General features: G+C 60.7%; 34 protein-coding genes. All 34 read right to left on the minus strand.

The features are described 5' to 3' along the window. Window positions 1-23 precede the first annotated feature (23 nt). Window positions 24-1130, minus strand: a complete 1107-nt coding sequence (locus tag B5G42_RS08670) for a M20 metallopeptidase family protein (RefSeq protein WP_087269147.1) — start codon at window positions 1128-1130, stop codon at window positions 24-26. Next, on the minus strand, window positions 1127-2383 hold the full coding sequence (locus B5G42_RS08675) for an HlyC/CorC family transporter (RefSeq protein WP_343286696.1): 1257 nt from the start codon (window positions 2381-2383) through the stop codon (window positions 1127-1129). The genes B5G42_RS08670 and B5G42_RS08675 overlap by 4 nt, the downstream gene beginning before the upstream one ends. 280 nt (window positions 2384-2663) lie before the next feature. Further along, window positions 2664-3005 carry a 50S ribosomal protein L17 gene (gene rplQ / locus B5G42_RS08680; RefSeq protein WP_087269154.1) on the minus strand — a complete coding sequence of 114 codons (342 nt, stop codon included), beginning with the start codon at window positions 3003-3005 and terminating at the stop codon, window positions 2664-2666. Between the two features lie 148 nt (window positions 3006-3153). Beyond that, window positions 3154-4101 (minus strand): DNA-directed RNA polymerase subunit alpha, encoded by a 948-nt coding sequence (locus tag B5G42_RS08685; RefSeq protein WP_087187803.1) that lies wholly within the window; start codon window positions 4099-4101, stop codon window positions 3154-3156. Window positions 4102-4180: 79 nt separating this feature from the next. Next, complete coding sequence (rpsD, locus tag B5G42_RS08690; RefSeq protein WP_087187802.1) at window positions 4181-4810, minus strand: 30S ribosomal protein S4; 630 nt, start codon at window positions 4808-4810, stop codon at window positions 4181-4183. Window positions 4811-4830: 20 nt separating this feature from the next. Beyond that, a complete protein-coding gene (gene rpsK / locus B5G42_RS08695) occupies window positions 4831-5232 on the minus strand; it encodes a 30S ribosomal protein S11 (RefSeq protein ID WP_007494608.1) in 402 nt (133 codons plus the stop codon). A gap of 15 nt (window positions 5233-5247) precedes the next feature. Continuing rightward, window positions 5248-5616: a 30S ribosomal protein S13 gene (gene rpsM / locus B5G42_RS08700; protein ID WP_087187801.1), complete on the minus strand. Its 369-nt coding sequence runs from the start codon at window positions 5614-5616 to the stop codon at window positions 5248-5250. A 19-nt stretch (window positions 5617-5635) separates the two neighbouring features. Then, on the minus strand, window positions 5636-5749 hold the full coding sequence (gene rpmJ / locus B5G42_RS08705) for a 50S ribosomal protein L36 (protein WP_006573428.1): 114 nt from the start codon (window positions 5747-5749) through the stop codon (window positions 5636-5638). Window positions 5750-5863: 114 nt separating this feature from the next. Then, window positions 5864-6082 carry a translation initiation factor IF-1 gene (infA, locus tag B5G42_RS08710; RefSeq protein ID WP_009258089.1) on the minus strand — a complete coding sequence of 73 codons (219 nt, stop codon included), beginning with the start codon at window positions 6080-6082 and terminating at the stop codon, window positions 5864-5866. A gap of 4 nt (window positions 6083-6086) precedes the next feature. Then, complete coding sequence (locus B5G42_RS08715; protein WP_087269156.1) at window positions 6087-6365, minus strand: KOW domain-containing RNA-binding protein; 279 nt, start codon at window positions 6363-6365, stop codon at window positions 6087-6089. Between the two features lie 2 nt (window positions 6366-6367). After that, entirely contained in the window at window positions 6368-7120 is a 753-nt protein-coding gene (gene map / locus B5G42_RS08720; protein ID WP_087187865.1) for a type I methionyl aminopeptidase, read from the minus strand. 12 nt (window positions 7121-7132) lie between these two features. Next, window positions 7133-7765, minus strand: coding sequence for an adenylate kinase (locus B5G42_RS08725; protein WP_087269159.1), 633 nt, complete (start codon window positions 7763-7765; stop codon window positions 7133-7135). A 12-nt stretch (window positions 7766-7777) separates the two neighbouring features. Beyond that, a complete protein-coding gene (gene secY / locus B5G42_RS08730) occupies window positions 7778-9100 on the minus strand; it encodes a preprotein translocase subunit SecY (RefSeq protein ID WP_087269162.1) in 1323 nt (440 codons plus the stop codon). Continuing rightward, window positions 9101-9541 carry a 50S ribosomal protein L15 gene (rplO, locus tag B5G42_RS08735; protein WP_087187797.1) on the minus strand — a complete coding sequence of 147 codons (441 nt, stop codon included), beginning with the start codon at window positions 9539-9541 and terminating at the stop codon, window positions 9101-9103. 13 nt (window positions 9542-9554) lie between these two features. Continuing rightward, window positions 9555-9737: a 50S ribosomal protein L30 gene (rpmD, locus tag B5G42_RS08740; protein ID WP_087187796.1), complete on the minus strand. Its 183-nt coding sequence runs from the start codon at window positions 9735-9737 to the stop codon at window positions 9555-9557. 14 nt (window positions 9738-9751) lie between these two features. Beyond that, a complete protein-coding gene (gene rpsE, locus B5G42_RS08745) occupies window positions 9752-10252 on the minus strand; it encodes a 30S ribosomal protein S5 (RefSeq protein ID WP_087187795.1) in 501 nt (166 codons plus the stop codon). Between the two features lie 17 nt (window positions 10253-10269). Beyond that, window positions 10270-10629, minus strand: coding sequence for a 50S ribosomal protein L18 (rplR, locus tag B5G42_RS08750; RefSeq protein WP_087187794.1), 360 nt, complete (start codon window positions 10627-10629; stop codon window positions 10270-10272). 14 nt (window positions 10630-10643) lie between these two features. Beyond that, the gene (gene rplF / locus B5G42_RS08755; protein WP_087269164.1) at window positions 10644-11192 is read right to left on the minus strand and encodes a 50S ribosomal protein L6; all 549 of its coding nucleotides are present in this window, start codon (window positions 11190-11192) and stop codon (window positions 10644-10646) included. A gap of 16 nt (window positions 11193-11208) precedes the next feature. Beyond that, window positions 11209-11607: a 30S ribosomal protein S8 gene (rpsH, locus tag B5G42_RS08760; protein WP_007494638.1), complete on the minus strand. Its 399-nt coding sequence runs from the start codon at window positions 11605-11607 to the stop codon at window positions 11209-11211. A 371-nt stretch (window positions 11608-11978) separates the two neighbouring features. Continuing rightward, window positions 11979-12164, minus strand: coding sequence for a type Z 30S ribosomal protein S14 (locus B5G42_RS08765; protein ID WP_006573415.1), 186 nt, complete (start codon window positions 12162-12164; stop codon window positions 11979-11981). 14 nt (window positions 12165-12178) lie between these two features. Beyond that, window positions 12179-12733, minus strand: a complete 555-nt coding sequence (gene rplE / locus B5G42_RS08770; protein ID WP_087187792.1) for a 50S ribosomal protein L5 — start codon at window positions 12731-12733, stop codon at window positions 12179-12181. A gap of 19 nt (window positions 12734-12752) precedes the next feature. Next, the gene (rplX, locus tag B5G42_RS08775) at window positions 12753-13070 is read right to left on the minus strand and encodes a 50S ribosomal protein L24 (protein WP_087187791.1); all 318 of its coding nucleotides are present in this window, start codon (window positions 13068-13070) and stop codon (window positions 12753-12755) included. 16 nt (window positions 13071-13086) lie between these two features. Continuing rightward, the gene (gene rplN, locus B5G42_RS08780; RefSeq protein WP_087187790.1) at window positions 13087-13455 is read right to left on the minus strand and encodes a 50S ribosomal protein L14; all 369 of its coding nucleotides are present in this window, start codon (window positions 13453-13455) and stop codon (window positions 13087-13089) included. 12 nt (window positions 13456-13467) lie between these two features. After that, window positions 13468-13728, minus strand: a complete 261-nt coding sequence (rpsQ, locus tag B5G42_RS08785; protein ID WP_050617190.1) for a 30S ribosomal protein S17 — start codon at window positions 13726-13728, stop codon at window positions 13468-13470. A gap of 17 nt (window positions 13729-13745) precedes the next feature. Next, window positions 13746-13943: a 50S ribosomal protein L29 gene (rpmC, locus tag B5G42_RS08790; protein ID WP_204220740.1), complete on the minus strand. Its 198-nt coding sequence runs from the start codon at window positions 13941-13943 to the stop codon at window positions 13746-13748. Between the two features lie 2 nt (window positions 13944-13945). After that, window positions 13946-14380 (minus strand): 50S ribosomal protein L16, encoded by a 435-nt coding sequence (rplP, locus tag B5G42_RS08795; RefSeq protein ID WP_087269167.1) that lies wholly within the window; start codon window positions 14378-14380, stop codon window positions 13946-13948. Beyond that, the gene (gene rpsC / locus B5G42_RS08800) at window positions 14380-15243 is read right to left on the minus strand and encodes a 30S ribosomal protein S3 (protein ID WP_087269170.1); all 864 of its coding nucleotides are present in this window, start codon (window positions 15241-15243) and stop codon (window positions 14380-14382) included. The genes rplP and rpsC overlap by 1 nt, the downstream gene beginning before the upstream one ends. 15 nt (window positions 15244-15258) lie before the next feature. Further along, the gene (rplV, locus tag B5G42_RS08805; RefSeq protein WP_087269173.1) at window positions 15259-15591 is read right to left on the minus strand and encodes a 50S ribosomal protein L22; all 333 of its coding nucleotides are present in this window, start codon (window positions 15589-15591) and stop codon (window positions 15259-15261) included. A 14-nt stretch (window positions 15592-15605) separates the two neighbouring features. Next, window positions 15606-15878: a 30S ribosomal protein S19 gene (gene rpsS, locus B5G42_RS08810; protein WP_087187785.1), complete on the minus strand. Its 273-nt coding sequence runs from the start codon at window positions 15876-15878 to the stop codon at window positions 15606-15608. 15 nt (window positions 15879-15893) lie between these two features. After that, on the minus strand, window positions 15894-16727 hold the full coding sequence (gene rplB / locus B5G42_RS08815; protein ID WP_087187784.1) for a 50S ribosomal protein L2: 834 nt from the start codon (window positions 16725-16727) through the stop codon (window positions 15894-15896). A gap of 15 nt (window positions 16728-16742) precedes the next feature. Beyond that, window positions 16743-17042, minus strand: coding sequence for a 50S ribosomal protein L23 (rplW, locus tag B5G42_RS08820; protein ID WP_087187783.1), 300 nt, complete (start codon window positions 17040-17042; stop codon window positions 16743-16745). Then, window positions 17042-17662, minus strand: coding sequence for a 50S ribosomal protein L4 (rplD, locus tag B5G42_RS08825; protein ID WP_087187782.1), 621 nt, complete (start codon window positions 17660-17662; stop codon window positions 17042-17044). The genes rplW and rplD overlap by 1 nt, the downstream gene beginning before the upstream one ends. A 17-nt stretch (window positions 17663-17679) precedes the next feature. Continuing rightward, a complete protein-coding gene (gene rplC / locus B5G42_RS08830; RefSeq protein ID WP_087187781.1) occupies window positions 17680-18405 on the minus strand; it encodes a 50S ribosomal protein L3 in 726 nt (241 codons plus the stop codon). 131 nt (window positions 18406-18536) lie between these two features. After that, window positions 18537-18851, minus strand: coding sequence for a 30S ribosomal protein S10 (rpsJ, locus tag B5G42_RS08835; RefSeq protein WP_006573401.1), 315 nt, complete (start codon window positions 18849-18851; stop codon window positions 18537-18539). Window positions 18852-18916: the final 65 nt, after the last annotated feature.

Raw genomic sequence — 18916 nt, forward strand, 5'->3', positions numbered from 1 at the left:
GCGGCAATGCCGCAGGGCTTTTTTCAGATCAGTTTTTGGAACAGAGCGCAAGCCGTTCCCAGCAGCGCATCCGGGAAATCGAAATCCGTTCTGTGGAGCGGCGGATGGTCCTCCCCGTCCCCCAGCAGGAACATGGCCCCCTCCGCCTGGCGGAGATACCATCCAAAATCCTCCGAGCCCCGCATGGGCTCGGCCATCTCCACCACCGGCAGGCCCAGGGCCTGGGCGGCCTTTTCCACCCGTTCCACCCCGGCGGGGTGATTAGCAGTCTCAGGGAACACATCCTGCTCCTCTATGGTCAGGGTCAGGCCGTCCTCCTCCGCCGCCTGGCGGGCCAGATCGGTCACCTGTTGGGACAGGGCGTCCAGCTCCTCCTGGTACTGGGCCCGCAGGGTGAGCAGAAGCGCCCCCCGGTAAGCTGAGATGCCAAAGGCCGGCTCTCCCACAGCTATCTGGACCACAGTGGCCATTACAAGGCCCCGGTGGTCCTCCTGCCGGGTCAGTCCCGGCAGGGCGCCTACGATCCGAGCCACCGCCTGGGCGGGGTTGCGGCCCAGCTCCGGGGTGCTGGCGTGGGTGGACACCCCTTCAAAGCGGTAGGTCACGCCTTTGGAGGCACAGTTCATGGTACCCTTCCGCAGGGCTACTGTATGCAGAGGATAGCCGGGCATATTGTGGAAGGCGTATACCTCCCCGATGTGCTCCTCCTTCAGCAGAGCAGCGCAGGCTTCGCCTCCCCCGCCCACCTCTTCGGCAGGCTGGAAGATCAGGTACACGTCCCGGTCCGCCCCGGTGCGCTCCAGGGTCAGCCCCAGCAGAGCCAGGGCAGCGCTGTGGCCGTCGTGCCCGCACTTGTGGGCCACGCCGGGGCACTGGGAGCGGTAGGGCAGCTCACAGGTCTCCTCCATGGGCAGGGCGTCAAAGTCCGCCCGGAAGGCGATCTTCCCCACTCCCATGCCTCGATACAGGGCGTAAAACCAGTTTCCCCGGTCATGCAGCTCCAACTTGGTATGTTCCTGTAAAAAATCCATCAGCCGTGCCTTGGTCCATGTCTCCTGTCCGGACAACTCCGGATGGGCGTGGAGTTCATGGCGCAGGGTAACCGCCAAATTCAAATCTGCCTGATTCACTGGTCCTTCGCCTTCTCTTTTTTATCCTCTTCCGGCTGGGGGAGCACTTCCACCCGAATCTCCAGCACCCGCCGGTGATCCACCTTGGTTACGGTGACATCCAGCCCGTCGGAGACAAAGTGGTCTCCCTCCTCGGGAATACGGCCGATCTGCTCCATCACCCAGCCGGAGATGGTGTTGGCGTCGCACTCGCCCTTGATGGAGAACAGGTCAAACAGATCAGTCAGGTCGGCAGAGCAGGAGATCAGATAGCTGCCGTCCTCCTGCTTCTTGAATTCCTCAATGACCTCGTCGTGTTCGTCCCAGATCTCGCCTACCAGCTCCTCCACGATGTCCTCCAGGGTCACAAGGCCTTCGGTGCCGCCGTATTCGTCCACAACGATGACCATATGGGCCTTCTCCCGCTGGAGAATACGCAGCAGCTCGGAGATCTTGGTATTGCCGGTGGTGTACAGCATGGGGCCGGTGATGGCCTTTACGTCGGTCTGGCCACGATAGCGGGCGGCGTGGAAGTCCTTCTCATGGATCACACCGATGATGTCGTCAATGTCCTCATGGTACACCGGCAGACGGGAGTAGCCGCTCTCAGCAAAGGCCTGAGCAATATCGTCCATGGAGTCGGTGTCCTCCACCGCCACAATATCCACACGGGGGGTGAGGATCTCATCCACTTCCATGTCATTGAACTCAATGGCAGAGCGGATGAGCTTACTCTCGTGCTGGTCCAGACCACCCTCGCTCTCAGCCTGGTCCACCATGGTCACCAGCTCCTCCTCGGTGATGCCGCTGTCGCCTTGTTTATGGAACACCTTGGACAGCAGCTTTTTCAGCAGGCTGAACAGGAAGTTCACCGGGGTGAGGATCACCATCAGGATGCGCATAATGGGAGCGGAGAACATGGCAAAGCTCTCCGGGTACTCCTTGGCCAGGCTCTTGGGGGAAACCTCGCCGAAAATGAGCACAACAATGGTGATAACCACAGTGGAAATCACGGCGCCATTCTGCAGCCGCAGGCCCTCGGTGAAGAACACGGTGGCCAGAGAGGAGGCGGACAGGTTGACAATGTTGTTGCCCACCAGGATGGTAGACAGCAGGTTGTTGTACTGGTCCACCAGCTTGAGAGCCAACGCGGCCCTGCGATTGCCGGCGTCCGCCTTGCTTTTCAGGCGAATGCGGTTCAACGAGGTGAAGGCAGTCTCGGTTGCAGAAAAATAAGCGGACAGGATCACCAGGACAATCAAAATTACAATCATGGTTAAACTGGAACTGTCAGGCATAGGAAAATCATCAACTCCATTGTTCAAAATGTGTGGAACGCGCAAAAGGACAACCCTATCCCCTGCTCAGGGGTAAGGCTGTCCTGTTCCACATAGTCTTTGTTACGGTTGTTACTGGGCGGAGGTTCGTCCACGAGGGCTCACCGTCTTCTTTATAGTTTATTGTTGCATAGTATACCATAGCATCCCGCAAATTGCAAGAATCTGCACAAAGAAAAAGCGCCCTGCCAAAAGCAGAGCGCTTTCTAAGATGCACTTACACCAACTGCACGATGGCCATTTCGGCGGCATCGCCGCGGCGGGGGCCGATCTTGACCACGCGGGTATAACCACCGTTACGGCTGGCATACTTGGGGCCCAGCTCGTCGAAGGTCTTCTTGGCCACGTCCTCCTTGGTCAGGTAGGACAGGGCCTTGCGGTAATTGGCCAGGTTGGGGTTCTTGGCCAGGGTGATCATCTTCTCGGCCATGGGAGCAACTTCCTTGGCACGGGCATAGGTGGTCTTGATCTGACCATTCTCCAGCAGGTAGGTGGTCATGGCGCGCAGCATGGCGATGCGCTGATCAGTAGGCTTGCCCAGCTTACGGTTGTGAGACATGAAATCCAACTCCTATCGGATGTTCGCCAAGGCGAACTCCACAATTTAAATTCGTCCGGGGGGATGAAATCCCCTGAAGAGAGCGCCTTGCGGCCTGCGGGTCCGGGAGGGGACGTTACGTGCCCCCGGGCCGCCCTCTTCCCTGGCCTCAGTTTTCCTCGTCGGCCAGGTGCAGGCCCATCATGGCCAGCTTGTTGATGACCTCTTCCAGGGACTTGCGGCCCAGGTTGCGCACCTTCATCATCTCGTCCTCGGTCTTGGAGATCAGATCCTCCACCGTATTGATGTTGGCGCGCTTGAGGCAGTTGAAGGAACGGACAGACAGGTCCAGTTCCTCGATGGTCAGCTCCAGCACCTTGTCCCGCTGGGCTTCGGCCTTCTCCACCACCGTGGACTTGGAGCCCATGGTCTCAGAGAGATCGGTGAAGAGGACGAAGTGGTCGCAGAGGATGCGGGCGCCCAGGCTGACGGCGTCCCGGGCGGTGATGGTCCCGTTGGTCCATACCTCCAGGGTCAGCTTGTCGAAGTCGGTCAGGTCGCGGACACGGGTGTTTTCCACCGTGTAATTGACCTTCCGCACCGGCGTGTAAATGGAGTCCACCGGGATCAGACCGATGATGGTCTGGGCCGGCTTGTTCCGGTCGGCGGGGACATAGCCCCGGCCATGAGACAGGGTCAGCTCCATGTTGAGGCTGGCGTCCGGTCCCAGGGTGGCAATGTGGAGGTCCGGATTGAGGATCTCCACCTCGCCGTCGGCCTTAATGTCGCCGGCGGTGACTTCGCACTCACCGCTGGCTTCAATATAGACCGTTTTCACGCCCTCGGAGTGGAGCTTGGCAATGATGCTCTTCACGTTGAGGACGATCTCGGTGACGTCCTCCTTCACTCCGGGAATGGTGGAAAACTCGTGCTGCACGCCGGCGATCTTAATGGAGGTAACCGCCGTGCCGGGCAGGGACGAGAGCAGGATGCGGCGCAGGGAGTTACCCAGCGTGGTACCATAGCCACGCTCCAGGGGCTCCACGACGTATTTGCCGTAGGAGCCGTCGCCGGGGTTCTCCACACATTCGATGCGGGGCTTCTCGATTTCTACCATGTGTTACCCTCCTTTTCGCGGCGGCGGACTCTGTCCGCCGCCTTATACAGCTCACCAATAATCGAGGGTACAAGCACGATTACTTGGAGTACAGCTCGACGATGAGGTGCTCCTCGATGGGCAGGTCCACGTCCTCGCGGGCGGGGAGCGCAACCACCTTGGCCACCAGGTTGTTCTGGTCAAAGTCCAGCCACTTGGGGGCGGGACGAGAGCCGTTGGCCTCCAGAGAAGCCTTGAACTTCTCCTTGCTCCGGCTGGTCTCCTTCAGGGCGATGACCTCGCCGGGCTTGACCAGGTAGGAGGGGATGTCCACGCGATGGCCGTTGATGGTGAAGTGGCCGTGACGGACCAGCTGACGAGCCTCAGGACGGCTCATGGCGAAGCCCAGACGATAGATCACGTTGTCCAGGCGGGTCTCCAGGATGCTCAGCAGGTTGTCGCCGGTCACGCCCTTGCGGGCAGCGGCCATCTCGTAATACTTGTGGAACTGGCTCTCCAGCACGCCGTAGTAACGGCGGGCCTTCTGCTTCTCACGCAGCTGCATACCGTACTCGGACAGCTTCTTGGTGCGGCCCTGGTTGTGCATACCAGGGGCAAAGGGACGGCGCTCCATGGCGCACTTGTCGGTGTAGCAGCGGTCGCCCTTCAGGAAGAGCTTCTGGCCCTCTCTGCGGCACTGGCGGCAGACTGCTCCGGTATATCTAGCCATAATTCGTACTCCTCCTTCTCTTACACGCGGCGGCGCTTGGGCGGACGGCAGCCGTTGTGGGGAATGGGGGTCACGTCCTTGATCAGGGTGACCTCCAGGCCCACGGCCTGCAGGGCGCGGATGGCAGCCTCACGGCCGGCGCCGGGGCCCTTCACGTACACCTCCACGGTCTTCAGGCCGTGCTCCATGGCAGCCTTAGCGGCGGTCTCGGCAGCGGTCTGAGCGGCGAAGGGGGTGGACTTACGGGAGCCACGGAAGCCCAGGCCGCCGGAAGAGGCCCAGGACAGGGCGTTGCCCCCCATATCGGTCACGGTGACCATGGTGTTGTTGAAGGAAGAGCGGATATGCACCTGGCCCTTTTCAACGTTCTTGCGCTCGCGGCGCTTACGGATAACTTTCTTACCCTTGGTAGCGGTAGCCATGTGTTTCTCCCTCCCTTACTTCTTCTTGTTAGCGACGGTGCGCTTGGGACCCTTGCGGGTACGAGCGTTGGTCTTGGAACGCTGACCGCGGACGGGCAGGCCCTTGCGGTGACGCAGGCCGCGGTAGCAGCCGATCTCGGTCAGACGCTTGATGTCCATCGCCACGTCACGACGGAGGTCGCCCTCCACAGTGTAGCTGTGGCTGATGATCTCGCGCAGCTTAGCCTCATCGGCCTCAGTCAGATCCTTCACGCGGGTGTCGGGGTTGATACCGGCCTCAGCCAGGATCTTGTTGGCGCTGGTGCGCCCGATACCAAAGATATAGGTAAGGCCGATCTCGACCCGCTTATCCTTGGGCAAATCAATGCCAGCAATACGTGCCATACTGTTTCAGCACCTCCTATTAACCTTGTCTCTGCTTATGCTTGGGGTTTTCGCAAATAACCATGACCTTGCCCTTGCGCTTGATGATCTTACACTTCTCGCACATGGGCTTCACGGACGGTCTAACTTTCATGTCATTAACCTCCTGTAGAGCCTGATGGCCCCGGTACGGCGGAGGCAAGGCCCCGCTGACCCGCACCGGTCATTGATAGGGTCGGCAGGCCTGCGCCCGCCGGAATGAGCCGGATTACTTGCTTCGCCAAGTGATCCGGCCCCGGGTTACGTCGTAGGGGGACATCTGGACGGTGACCTTATCGCCGGGCAGAATGCGGATGAAGTTCATCCGCAGCTTGCCGGAGATGTGGGCCAGAATGATGTGGCCGTTTCCGATGTCCACATGGAACGTGGTATTGGGAAGGGACTCGGTGACGACGCCCTCCACTTCGATCATATCGTCTTTTGCCAAAGCGTCATACCCTCCTTGACTCCTCAGCTCGGAAAGCGGCCAGCGCCCTCCGCACCTCTCGGTTTGTGATGGGTTCCCCTGTCCGGATCTTCTCCAGAACGGGGTGTTGGAAGTCCCCGGCGTCGGCCGTGTGTACGGTTTTCTTCCGCTTGGGGGACCCTGCCTTTCGCCGTCTGCCGTCGCAGAGCAGCAGATAGGGGCCGTCTTGATCCAATACGCAGAACAGCTGCCCCTTGTCATGCCCTGCCAGTGAGCGGACGATCCGCGGATGCTCCGCCGCCATACTCAGTCCTCCGCCACGGTAAGCACTTCGGGCTCGCCGTCGGTGATGAGGATGGTATTTTCATAGTGGGCGGTCATGCTGCCGTCGGCGGACACGGTGGTCCAGCCGTCCTTGAGCACCTTCACCCGCCAGTCACCGGCACACACCATGGGCTCCACGGCGATGGTCATGCCCGGCTGGAGCCGGGGACCGTGTCCGGCAGGCCCGTAGTTGGGTACCTCCGGAGCCTCGTGGAGCTTGGCGCCCACACCGTGACCCACAAAGTCCCGCACCACGGAGAAGCCGTTGGCCTCCACATACTGCTGAACGGCGTGGGAGATGTCGTACACCCGCTTGCCCGGCCGGGCCAGACGGATGCCCTCCCAGAAGCTCTGCTCGGTGACCTGAATGAGCCGCATGGCCTCGTCGCTCACCTCTCCGCAGGGGAAGGTGGCAGCACAGTCACCATGAAAGCCGTTGAGGTAAGCGCCCACGTCAATGGAGACGATGTCGCCTTCCTGCAGCTTCCGGGGGCCGGGGATGCCGTGGATAACCTGCTCATTGATGGAGATGCAGGCGGAGCCGGAAAAGCCGCCATATCCCAGGAAGGAGGGCTTGGCTCCGTGACTTTCGATAAATTTGCGTACCGCGGTGTCAATCTCATGGGTGGTGACACCGGGCCGCACCATGGAACCGGCCAGCGCCCGGGCCTGGGCGGTCAACCGCCCGGCCCGGCGCATCAGCTCGATTTCACGGGGAGATTTCAGTGAGATCATTTCCATCTCAAATCACTTCTCCAGCAGTTCCATGATCTTGTTGTTGGTCTCTTCGATCCCGCCCAGATCAGGCACGCTCATCAGCACGCCGTGAGCCTGGTAATAGTCCTTGAGGGGCTCGGTCTCGTTGTGATAGACCTCCAGCCGGTGCTTAACGGTCTCAGGCTGGTCGTCCTTGCGCTGCTCCAGCTCGCCGCCGCACTTGTCGCAGATCCCCTCCTGCTTGGGAGGAGCGGCCACAATGTGGTAGGTGGCGCCGCAGGTGTGGCAGGTCCGGCGGCCCGTCATACGGGCCTCGATGACGCTGTCGGCGATCTCCAGGGAGAGCACCGCGTCAAAGTGGATGCCGTGGGCATCCAGAGCCTCAGCCTGGGCGATGGTGCGGGGCACGCCGTCCAGGATAAAACCGTTGGCACAATCGGACTCGGCCAGCCGCTCCTGAATGATGCCGATGATGACCTCATCAGGGACCAGCTTGCCGGCGTCCATATAGCTCTTAGCCTCCAGCCCGATGGGGGTGCCGGCCTTGACGGCGGCCCGGAGGATGTTGCCGGTGGAGATGGTGGGGATACCCAGCTTCTTGCTGATGATCTCAGCCTGAGTACCCTTTCCGGCGCCGGGGGCGCCCAGAAGAATGATTTTCATTTTCCTCGCCCCTTACTCCAGGAAGCCCTTGTAGTGGCGCATCATCATCTGAGCCTCCATCGCCTTGGTAGTCTCCAGAGCAACGCCCACCACGATGATGACGGAAGTACCGCCGATGGCCAGGCTGCTGACGCCGATGATGGCGCCGGTGACGATGGGGGCGATGGCAATAATGGCCAGATAGAGAGCACCAAACATGGTGATCTTACCCAGAACCTTGTGGATAAAGTCGGCGGTGGGCTTGCCGGGACGGAAGCCGGGGATAAAGCCGCCGTTCTTCTTGAGATTGTTGGCCACTTCCACCGGGTTGAACTGCATGGTGGAATAGAAGTAGCTGAAGCCCACAATCAGCAGGAAGTAAACGATGATATAAACAATGCTGGTGGTGTTGAACACACTGAGGAACACGCCCCAGCCACCCTCGCTGTTGGCGCTCTTGCCGAAGAACATACCGATGGTAGACGGCAGGGAGGCAATGGCCTGGGCGAAGATGATGGGCATAACGCCGCTCATGTTCACCTTCAGGGGGATGTGGCTGGACTGGCCGCCGTACATCTTGCGGCCCACCACCCGCTTGGCGTACTGGACGGGGATGCGGCGCTCGGAGTTCTGGATGAACACGATGAGCACCACGATGGCCAGCATACCAATGACGATGAGGATGGCGCCCCACCAGGGAAGGTTAAAGACACCCTCGCCGGTGACGCCGTTGAGGTTGTTGCGGATACCGGTGTAGATGGACTCCACCATACCGGGCACCCGGGACAGGATGCCGGCGAACAGGATGATGGAGATGCCGTTGCCGATGCCGAACTCGGTGATCTGCTCACCCAGCCACATGACAAAGGCGGAGCCGGCGGTGAAGCACAGGATGATCACAACAGCCACCCACCAGCCGGGCAGGCCGGCGGTGTCGATCAGGTTGTAGCTGCTGATGAGGGTGTAGTAACCCAGGCCCTGCAGGATAGCGATAGCCACGGTCACGTAACGGGTGATGGCCGCGATCTTCTTCCGGCCCTCCTCGCCGCCGTCCCGCTGGAGACGCTCCAGAGCGGGGATAGCGACGGTGAGCAGCTGGATGATGATGGAGCTGTTGATATACGGCTGTACGCCCAGGGCGAAAACGGCGGCCATGGAGAAGGCGGTGCCGTTCATGGTGCCCAGCAGGGAGAAGATACCACCCATGCTGTTGAGCGTATTGCCCAGCAGGTCGCTGTTGATAAAGGGAACAGGAACCACCGAGCCCAGCCGGAAGATGAGCAGCGCGAAGATGGTAAAGAGGATCTTCTTGCGCAGCTCGGGGATCTTCCACGCGTTACGGATGGTCTCGATCACTTAGACCACCTCGTACTTTCCACCTGCCGCCACGATCTTCTCCTTGGCGGAGGCGGAGAAAGCGGAGGCACGGACGGTCAGCTTCTTGGTCAGGGTGCCGTTGCCCAGCACCTTGTAGCCATACTCACACTTGGAGAGGATACCCTTCTCCAGCAGGTCGCACACATTGACCACAGCGCCATCCTCGAACTTGTTCAGGACGGACACATTGATGGCCTCCAGGGGCTTGGCAAAGATGTTGTTGAAGCCCCGCTTGGGGATACGGCGGGTCAGAGGCATCTGGCCGCCCTCAAAACCCACGCGGACGCCGCCGCCGGAACGGGACCACTGGCCCTTCTGGCCGCGGCCGGCAGTCTTGCCGTTGCCGGAACCGTTGCCGCGGCCCTTGCGGTAAGCCTTGGGGTTGGAACCGGCAGCGGGGGAAAGATCATGCAGATTCATTTCGCGCACCTCCTTACTTTTCCTCGGTCACCTGCAGCAGATAGCCGATGTGGGCAATCTTGCCGCGGGTAGCCTCGTTGTCGGGCTGTACGGTGGTGTCGCCGATGTGGCGCAGCCCCAGAGCCTCGGCGGTGGCCTTATGCTTGGCGATGCGGCCGTTCAGGCTCTTGACCAGCTTGATGTTCAGATTAGCCATGTTCACGGCCCTCCTTAACCTACGATCTCGCTGACGCTCTTGCCGCGGATGCGGGCGACCTCCTCAGGGCCACGGAGAGCCTTCAGGCCCTCGAAGGTGGCGGAGACCACGTTCTGCGGGTTGTTGGAGCGCAGGCACTTGGCGCGGATGTCACGGATGCCGGCGGCCTCCATGACGGCGCGGACGGGGCCGCCGGCGATGATGCCGGTACCGGGGGCAGCGGGCTTCAGGAGCACGCGGCCGGCGCCGAACTCACCGATGACCTCGTGGGGAATGGTAGTGCCGGACAGAGTCACGTTGCACATATGCTTCTTGGCATCCTCGATGCCCTTGCGGATGGCCTCGGGCACCTCAGCGGCCTTGCCCAGGCCGAAGCCCACGCGGCCCTTCTCGTCGCCCACCACCATCAGGGCGGCGAACTTGAAGATACGACCGCCCTTGACGGTCTTGGACACGCGGTTCAGGGCAACCAGCTTCTCGGTGAACTCGCTGGGTTCTCTTTCAAAACGAGCCATTTAATCTTCCTCCTCCCTTAGAACTGCAGGCCGCCCTCACGGGCGCCTTCGGCCAGGGCCTGCACGCGGCCGTGGTAGACGTAACCGCCGCGGTCGAACACGACGTTCTCGATGCCGGCGGCCTTGGCGCGCTCGGCGACAGCCAGGCCAACCTTCTTGGCAGCCTCGCAGTCGGAGCCCTTGCCCTCAAAGCCCTTTTCCATGGAGGAAGCGGACACCAGAGTCTTGCCGTTCACATCGTCGATGATCTGGGCATAGATGTTGGTGTTGCTGCGGAACACGTTGAGACGGGGACGCTCGGGCGTGCCGGAAATCTTGCCGCGCACTCTCTTGTGGCGCTTAAGCCGCTGAGCGTTGGTATCGGGTCTGTTGATCATAGTGGCACACCTCCTTATTTCTTCTTGACGCCGGTCTTGCCTTCCTTGCGGCGGATGACCTCGTCGGTGTATTTGATGCCCTTGCCCTTATAAGGCTCGGGGGGACGCTTCTCGCGCACTTCGGCGGCGAACTGGCCGACCTTCTGCTTGTCGACGCCGCTGATGACGATCTTGTTGGCGCTGGGCACTTCGATGGAGATGCCGTCGATCTCCTCGACGACCACCTGATGAGAGAAGCCCAGGTTCATGACCAGCTTGTTGCCTTCCTTGGCCACACGGTAGCCGACGCCGTTGACGTCCAGCTCCTTCTTGTAGCCCTCGGTCACGCCCACCACCATGTTGTGCAGCAGGGTGCGGGTCAGGCCGTGGAGGCTGCGGTTCTCCTTCTCGTCATTGGGGCGGGTGACATGGATGACATCGCCCTCCTGGGCAATGTTCATGTTGGGGTGCAGCTGCTGGGTCAGGGTGCCCTTGGGACCCTTCACGGTAACCAGGTTACCGGCTTCGATCTTCACGTCCACACCGGCGGGGATGGAGATCGGCATTCTTCCGATACGAGACATTTTCTACTCTCCCTCCTTACCAGACAAACGCCAGGACCTCGCCGCCGACATGGGCTGCGCGGGCAGCCTTGTCAGTCATGACGCCCTTGGACGTGGACACGATGGCAATACCCAGGCCGTGGAGGACCCGGGGCAGCTCGTCAGCACCGGCATAGACACGCAGGCCGGGCTTGGAAACGCGGCGAAGACCAGTGATGACCTTCTCCTTGCCGGGGTTGTACTTCAGAGTAACGCGGATGACGCCCTGAGTGCCGTCGTCGATCAGCTGGAAGTTCTTGATATAGCCCTCATCCAGCAGGATCTGCGCGATGGACTTCTTCATGTTGGACGCGGGGACGTCCACGGTGTCATGCTTGGCGTTGTTCGCGTTGCGGATGCGGGTCAGCATATCCGCAATGGGGTCTGTGATGTGCATGAGTTTACCCTCCTTTTTGAATGACGGGCCGTGAGAAGACCCGTTAAGGCGGTAAGGTATCGGAGTTCGCGGGGCTCCGACCTTTTAACCGTCTGCCAAGGAATTATTATATCGTGAAAACCCTTGTGTGAAAAGGAAAAAGTGACTTTCCGCCAAACTTTTGTAGGAATGCCCTGCCCTACCCCGTGGAGAGGGCGTCACTTATTCATTTTTCACAGTCGGATTGACACAATCTCAGGGTTTTTCTCCTAAACGGAGAATTTTATTTTTTGGACTGCAAGGCAAATCCAAAAACCTCATCACGCAACGCAAGCGCCTGACGTGCTTTCGCACGCCGGGCGCGGGCGTTTGCGTCATTCAGGCTGTCCTGATTACCAGGAGGCCTTCTTCACACCGGGGATCTGGCCCTTGTAAGCCAGCTCGCGGAAGCAGATACGGCAGATGCCGTAGTCCCGCAGGTAGGCGTGGGGACGGCCGCAGATCTTGCAGCGATTGTAGCGGCGGGTGGAGAACTTGGGCTCCGCCTGCTGCTTCAGGATCATAGACTTCTTAGCCATTACGTTCTCCTCCTTTAGCGGGCAAAGGGAGCGCCGATCAGGGTCAGCAGCTCTTTGGCCTCTTCATCGGTCTTGGCGGTGGTGCAGATGACCACGTCCAGGCCGCGGATCTTGTCGATCTTATCGTACTCGATCTCGGGGAAGATCAGCTGCTCCTTGATGCCCAGGGCGTAGTTGCCGCGGCCATCGAAAGAGTTGCCGTTGATGCCCCGGAAGTCACGCACGCGGGGCAGGGCCACGTTGAACAGGCGGTCCAGGAACTCCCACATACGGTCGGCACGCAGGGTGACCTTGGCGCCGATGGGCATACCCTCACGCAGCTTAAAGTTAGCCACGGACTTCTTAGCCTTGGTGATGATGGCCTTCTGGCCGGTGATCTTGGTCAGATCGCCCACAACAGCCTCCAGAACCTTGGCATTGTCGCGGGCCTCGCCGCAGCCGCAGTTGACCACGATCTTGTCGATCTTGGGGATCTGCATGGTGGACTTGTAGCCGAACTTCTGCATCAGAGCAGGAGCGACCTCGGCCTGGTACTTCGCCTTCAGGTTGGGCACTTTCTTATCAGCCATTGTCTATACTCCTCCTCTCTCAGATCTCGGCGCCGCACTTCTTGCAGATGCGGACCTTCTTGCCGTCGGCCAGCAGCTTGTGAGCGGGCCGGGTGGGCTTGTTGCACTTGGGGCAGACGCGCTGCACCTTGCAGGCGTAGATGGGGGCTTCCTTCTTGATGATGCCGCCCTGCTCGCCCTGCTTGCGGGGCTTGGTGTGACGGGAGACCACGTTGATCTTCTCGACGACGACCTTGCCCTCCTTGGGCATGACCTCCAGGACCTTGCCCTGCTTGCCCTTGTCCTTACCGGACAGGACGATGACGGTATCGTCCTTGCGAATGCTCATCTTATTCATGTCTTCTCCTACCCCCTTACAGCACTTCGGGAGCCAGGGACAGGATCTTCATATAATCCTTGTCGCGCAGCTCGCGGGCCACGGGCCCAAAGATACGGGTACCGCGGGGATTCTTGTCGTCCTTGATGAGGACGGCGGCGTTCTCGTCAAAGCGGACGTAGCTGCCGTCGGCGCGGCGAACGCCCTTAGCGGAACGGACGATAACGGCCTTCACGACCTCGCCCTTCTTCACGGTGCCGCCGGGCTGAGCCTTGCGGACGGAAGCCACGATCACGTCGCCGATGTTGCCAAACTTGCGGCTGGAGCCGCCCAGCACGCGGATGGTCTTAATTTCCTTGGCGCCGGTGTTGTCGGCCACCTTCAGATAAGTTTCCTGCTGAATCATACCGGCACCTCCTTACTTCGCCTTCTCGATGATCTCGACGACGCGCCAGCGCTTGTCCTTGGACAGGGGCCGGGTCTCCATGACCCGCACGCGGTCGCCGATGCCACACTCGTTGTTCTCGTCGTGGGCCTTCAGCTTGTAAGTGCTCTTGACGATCTTCTTGTACAGGGGGTGGGCCACACGGTCGGCGATGGCCACCACCACGGTCTTGTCCATCTTATCGGAAACCACCAGGCCGACTCTGGTCTTGCGGGAAGAAGTTCTGTTTTCCATGATCTAGTTCCTCCTTCTTATCGGCCTGCGAGCTCGAGCTCACGGATGATGGTCTTGACGCGGGCGATATCCCGCTTGACCTCAGCGATCTTCACCGGGTTGTCCAGCTGATTGGTGGCGTGCTGAAGACGGAGCTGGAAGAGATCCTTCTTCAGGTCGCCCAGCTTGCTGGTCAGCTCCTCGGCGCTCATCTTACGGATTTCAGTAGCCTTCATCTTCATTCACCACCATTCTCGGTCTCGGCGGTCTCTTTCGCCACGATCTTGCACTTGACAGGCAGCTTGTGGGAAGCGAGACGCAGGGCCTCGCGGGCGATCTCCTCGGAGACGCCAGCGATCTCGAACATAACACGGCCGGGTTTCACCACGGCCACCCAGTACTCGGGGGAACCCTTACCGGAACCCATGCGGGTCTCAGCGGGCTTCTCAGTGATGGGCTTATCGGGGAAGATCTTGATCCAAACCTTACCGCCACGCTTGGTGTAACGGGTCATGGCGATACGGGCGGCCTCGATCTGGTTGCTGGTGATCCAGCTGGGCTCAGTGGCCTGCAGACCGAAATCACCATAGGTCACGGTGTTGCCCTTCAGGGCCTTGCCCTTCAGGCGGCCGCGGTGCACGCGGCGATACTTAACGCGCTTAGGCAGCAGCATTACTGAGCGCCTCCTTCCTTGGCAGCGGCAGGACGAGCGCCGCCCTGAGGACGGGCACCGCCCTGGGGACGGTTGTTATTGAAACCACCCTGGCGGTTGCCGCCGTTGCGGTTGAAGCCACCGTTGCGGTTGAAGCCGCCCTTACGGTCGCCGTCGCGGCGGTCGCGGCGGGGACGGTCGGAACGCTCCTTGAAGTTCTTGGTGTCCAGGGTGCGGGGGGTGGTGCGCAGGGTCTGAGTGAGCACCTCGCCCTTGTAGATCCACACCTTCACGCCGATGCGGCCGTAGGTGGTGGCAGCCTCAGCGAAACCGTAGTCGATGTCGGCGCGCAGAGTCTGCAGGGGGATGGTGCCGTCGTGATAGTGCTCGGTGCGGGCGATCTCAGCGCCGCCCAGACGGCCGGACACCTGAGTCTTGATGCCGCGGGCGCCGATGCGCATAGCGCGGCCCATGGCGTTCTTCATGGCGCGGCGGAAGCCGATGCGCTTCTCCAGCTGCTGAGCGATGTTCTCGGCCACCAGCTGAGCGTCCATGTCGGGGCTCTTGACCTCAACAATGTTGAGGGCCACGGGCTTGCCGATCATCTTCTCCACCTTCAGGCGCAGGGCCTCGATGGCCTCGCCGCCCTTACCGATGACCACACCGGGACGGGCGCAGTGCAGATAGATGCGCACCTTGGCGTTGTCGCGCTCGATCTCGATCTTGGGGATACCGGCGGAATACAGGGTCTTCTTCAGGTAGTCCCGGATCCTCTTGTCCTCCACCAGCAGGTCGCCCACCTTCTCGTTGCGGGCATACCAGCGGGAGTCCCAATCCTTAATGACACCCACGCGCAGGCCGTGGGGATTCACTTTCTGTCCCATATTCTTCCTCCTCCCTTAGCGCTCAGCCACGCAGATGGTGATGTGAGAAGTGCGCTTGTTGATCCGATAGGCGCGGCCCTGAGCCCGGGGACGCATCCGCTTGATGATGGGGCCGGGGCAGGCGAACACCTGGGAAACATACAGCTTCTCGGGGTCCATCTGATGGTTGTTCTCCGCGTTGGCAGCGGCGCTCTTGAGGAGCTTGAGCAGCAGCTCGGAGGCAGCCTTGGGGGTGGCCATCAGGATGGCGGTGGCCTGGGCTACGCTCTTGCCGCGGATCAGGTCACAGACGATCTGGACCTTACGGGGAGAGATACGGGTATATCTCAGATGTGCTTTAGCTTCCATATTCTCTCTCCTCCTTACTTACCAGACTTGGCGCCGGCGTGGCCGCGGAAGGTACGGGTGGGGGCGAACTCGCCCAGCTTGTGGCCAACCATATCCTCGGTCACATAGACGGGAACGTGCTTGCGGCCGTCGTGCACGGCAAAGGTGTGTCCGACGAAGGAGGGGAAGATGGTGGAGGCGCGGCTCCAGGTCTTCAGAACCTTCTTCTCGCCGGTCTGATTCATTTCGTCGACCCGCTTCAGCAGCTCGGGAGCGCAAAAGGGGCCCTTCTTGATACTTCTGCTCATCTTTTACTGCCTCCCTTACTTCGCGTTGCGGTGCTTGACGATGAACTTCTCGGTGCGGTTCTTCAGCTTGCGGGTCTTGTAACCCATAGCAGGCTTGCCCCAGGGGGTAACAGGGCCGGGACGACCGACAGGGCTCTTGCCCTCGCCGCCGCCGTGGGGGTGGTCATTGGGGTTCATGACGGAACCACGCACGGTGGGACGCCAACCCATGTGACGCTTACGGCCCGCCTTACCGATCTGGATGTTGGCCCAGTCGGTGTTGCCGACCTGGCCGATGGTGGCCTTGCAGTTCTCGCGGATATAACGCACCTCGCCGGAGGGCAGACGGACCTGAGCCATGCCGTTCTCCTTGGCCATCAGCTGAGCGGCCTCACCGGCAGCGCGGACCAGCTGGGCGCCCTTGCCGGGGTAGAGCTCGATGCAGTGGATCATTTCGCCCACGGGGATGTTGGCGATGGGCAGGCAGTTGCCGGGCAGGATGTCGGCGTCGGGACCGGTCATGATGATGTGGCCGGACTTCAGGCCCACAGGAGCCAGGATATAGCGCTTCTCGCCGTCCTCATACTGGATGAGGGCGATGTTGGCGGAACGGTTGGGATCGTACTGCAGATTGATGACAGTAGCGGTGCCTTCCTTGTCGCGCTTGAAGTCGATGATGCGGTACTTCTTCTTGTTACCGCCGCCGCGATGGCGGACGGTGATGCGGCCGTAGCTGTTGCGGCCGGCATTCTTCTTCAGGTTCTCCAGCAGGCTGCGCTCGGGCTTGGCCTTCTTGTCGATGCCCTCGAAGGCGCTCACGGTCATGTGGCGGCGGGAGGGCGTAGTGGGCTTATAAGTTTTGATAGCCATTGTTCCTTATCCTCCTTACACCATGCCCTCGAAGAACTCGATGGTCTTGGAGTCCTCGGTCAGGGTAACCATAGCCTTCTTCCAGTTGGCGCGGCGGCCAGCGGGGAAGCGGCCGGTGCGCTTGGCCTTACCCTGCATATTCAGGGTGTTGACCTTGGCGACCTTCACGCCGAAGATCTCCTCGACGGCCTTGGCGATCTCGATCTTGTTCGCGCTCTTGGCCACCTCGAAGGTGTACTTCTTGGCCTCGGTCTCGGCCATGGACTGCTCGGTGATGATGGGGCGCTTGATGATATCATAAGCGGTGGTAGCCATTACGCAAACACCTCCTCGATGACGGCCAGAGCGGCCTTATCTACGATAAACTTGCCAGCGTTCACGATGTCGTACACGCTGAGGATCTTGGCAGTGGTGGTCACCACGCCGGGGATGTTGCGGGCGGACTTGATGACGGTCTCGTTGACCTCGGGGGTCACGATGACGGCCTTCTTGGCGCCCACAGTGCTCAGAAAGCCCTGCATGGCCTTGGTCTTGATGGAGTCCATGGTCAGGCTGTCCACAACCACGATGTCGCCGGAGGCGGCCTTGGCGGACAGAGCGGACTTCAGAGCCAGACGCTTGACCTTCTTGTTCAGCACGTAGCTGTAGTCGCGGGGCTTGGGAGCAAAGACGATACCACCGTGAGTCCACTGGGGAGCGCGGGTGGAACCCTGACGGGCACGGCCGGTGCCCTTCTGGCGCCAGGGCTTGATGCCGCCGCCGGAAACCTCGGCGCGGGTCAGAGCGGACTGGGTGCCCTGACGGCAGTTGGCCAGGTGGTTCTTAACCACCTCGTGGACAACGGTCTGATTGGGCTCGATCCCGAACACAGCTTCGGAGAGCTCCACTTCGCCGACTTGGTTGCCGGCCATGTTCACAAGAATTGCCTTAGGCATTTGAGTTCTCTCCTTTCTTACTTGTTACGGGCGGAAGCCTTCTGGGGATTGACGCGGGCGGAAGCCTTCTGCGGGTTGACGCTGGCGTTGGCAGCGGCGCCCTTCTCCTTGACGTTGATCACGGAGTTGCGCAGGTACACGATGCCGCCCTTGGGGCCGGGGATGGCGCCGCGGACAGCGATGATGCCCAGCTCGGAGTCAACCTTGATGACGTCCAGGTTCAGAACAGTGACCTGCTCGTTACCCATCTGGCCGGCGCCGATCTTACCCTTGAAGATACGGGAGGGATCGGTGCTGGAGCCCATGGAGCCGGCGTGACGGTGCACAGGGCCGGTACCGTGGGATTCCTTCAGGCGGTGAGCGCCGTGACGCTTGATAACGCCCTGATAGCCGTGGCCCTTGCTGATGCCGGTCACGTCCACGCGGTCGCCCTCGGCGAACACGTCAACCTTGACCTCGTCGCCCACGTTGAGGGCGTCGCAGTTGTCCAGCTTGAACTCCTTCAGGGTGCTCTTGCGAGCGTCGCCAGCCTTCTTCAGGTGACCCAGCTCAGGCTTGGTGAGCTTCTTCTCAGCTACGTCGCCGTAGCCCAGCTGAACGGCGTTGTAGCCGTCCTTCTCCTCGGTCTTCTTCTGCACCACGGTGCAGGGGCCCGCCTCGATGACGGTGACCGGGATGACCTTGCCGGCTTCGTCGAAGATCTGCGTCATGCCGACCTTCTTGCCGATAATGGCCTTTTCCATGTGTTTTCCTCCTTAATAAGGTTATTGGTTGGGCGAGTTACCCATTGGACTGGTATTGCTCGGCCAACTTGACCCGTCCGCCTCAAAACGCGGCGGACTGCGGTACAAACAAAGGAATGGATCGCTGTCTCTTACAGCTTGATCTCGATCTCCACACCGGCGGGGAGCTCCAGGCTCATCAGGGCCTCGACGGTCTTGGGAGAGGGCTTGAGGATGTCGATCAGGCGCTTGTGAGTGCGGCGCTCGAACTGCTCGCGGGAGTCCTTGTACTTATGGACGGCGCGCAGGATGGTGACGACTTCCTTCTTGGTGGGCAGGGGGATGGGGCCGGACACGGAAGCGCCGGTGCGCTTGGCGGTCTCAACGATCTTCTCAGCGCTCTGGTCGATGAGCTGATGATCGTAGGCCTTCAGACGGATGCGGATCATTTCTTTCTGAGCTGCCATGGTGTTTGTTCCTCCTTAAACATACGAAGTGGTGCGCTTTTGCCGGGTCCACGGGGCCAAAGCGC

The sequence above is a fragment of the Flavonifractor sp. An91 genome (assembly GCF_002159225.1).
Classification (GTDB): Bacteria; Bacillota; Clostridia; order Oscillospirales; family Oscillospiraceae; genus Flavonifractor; species Flavonifractor avicola.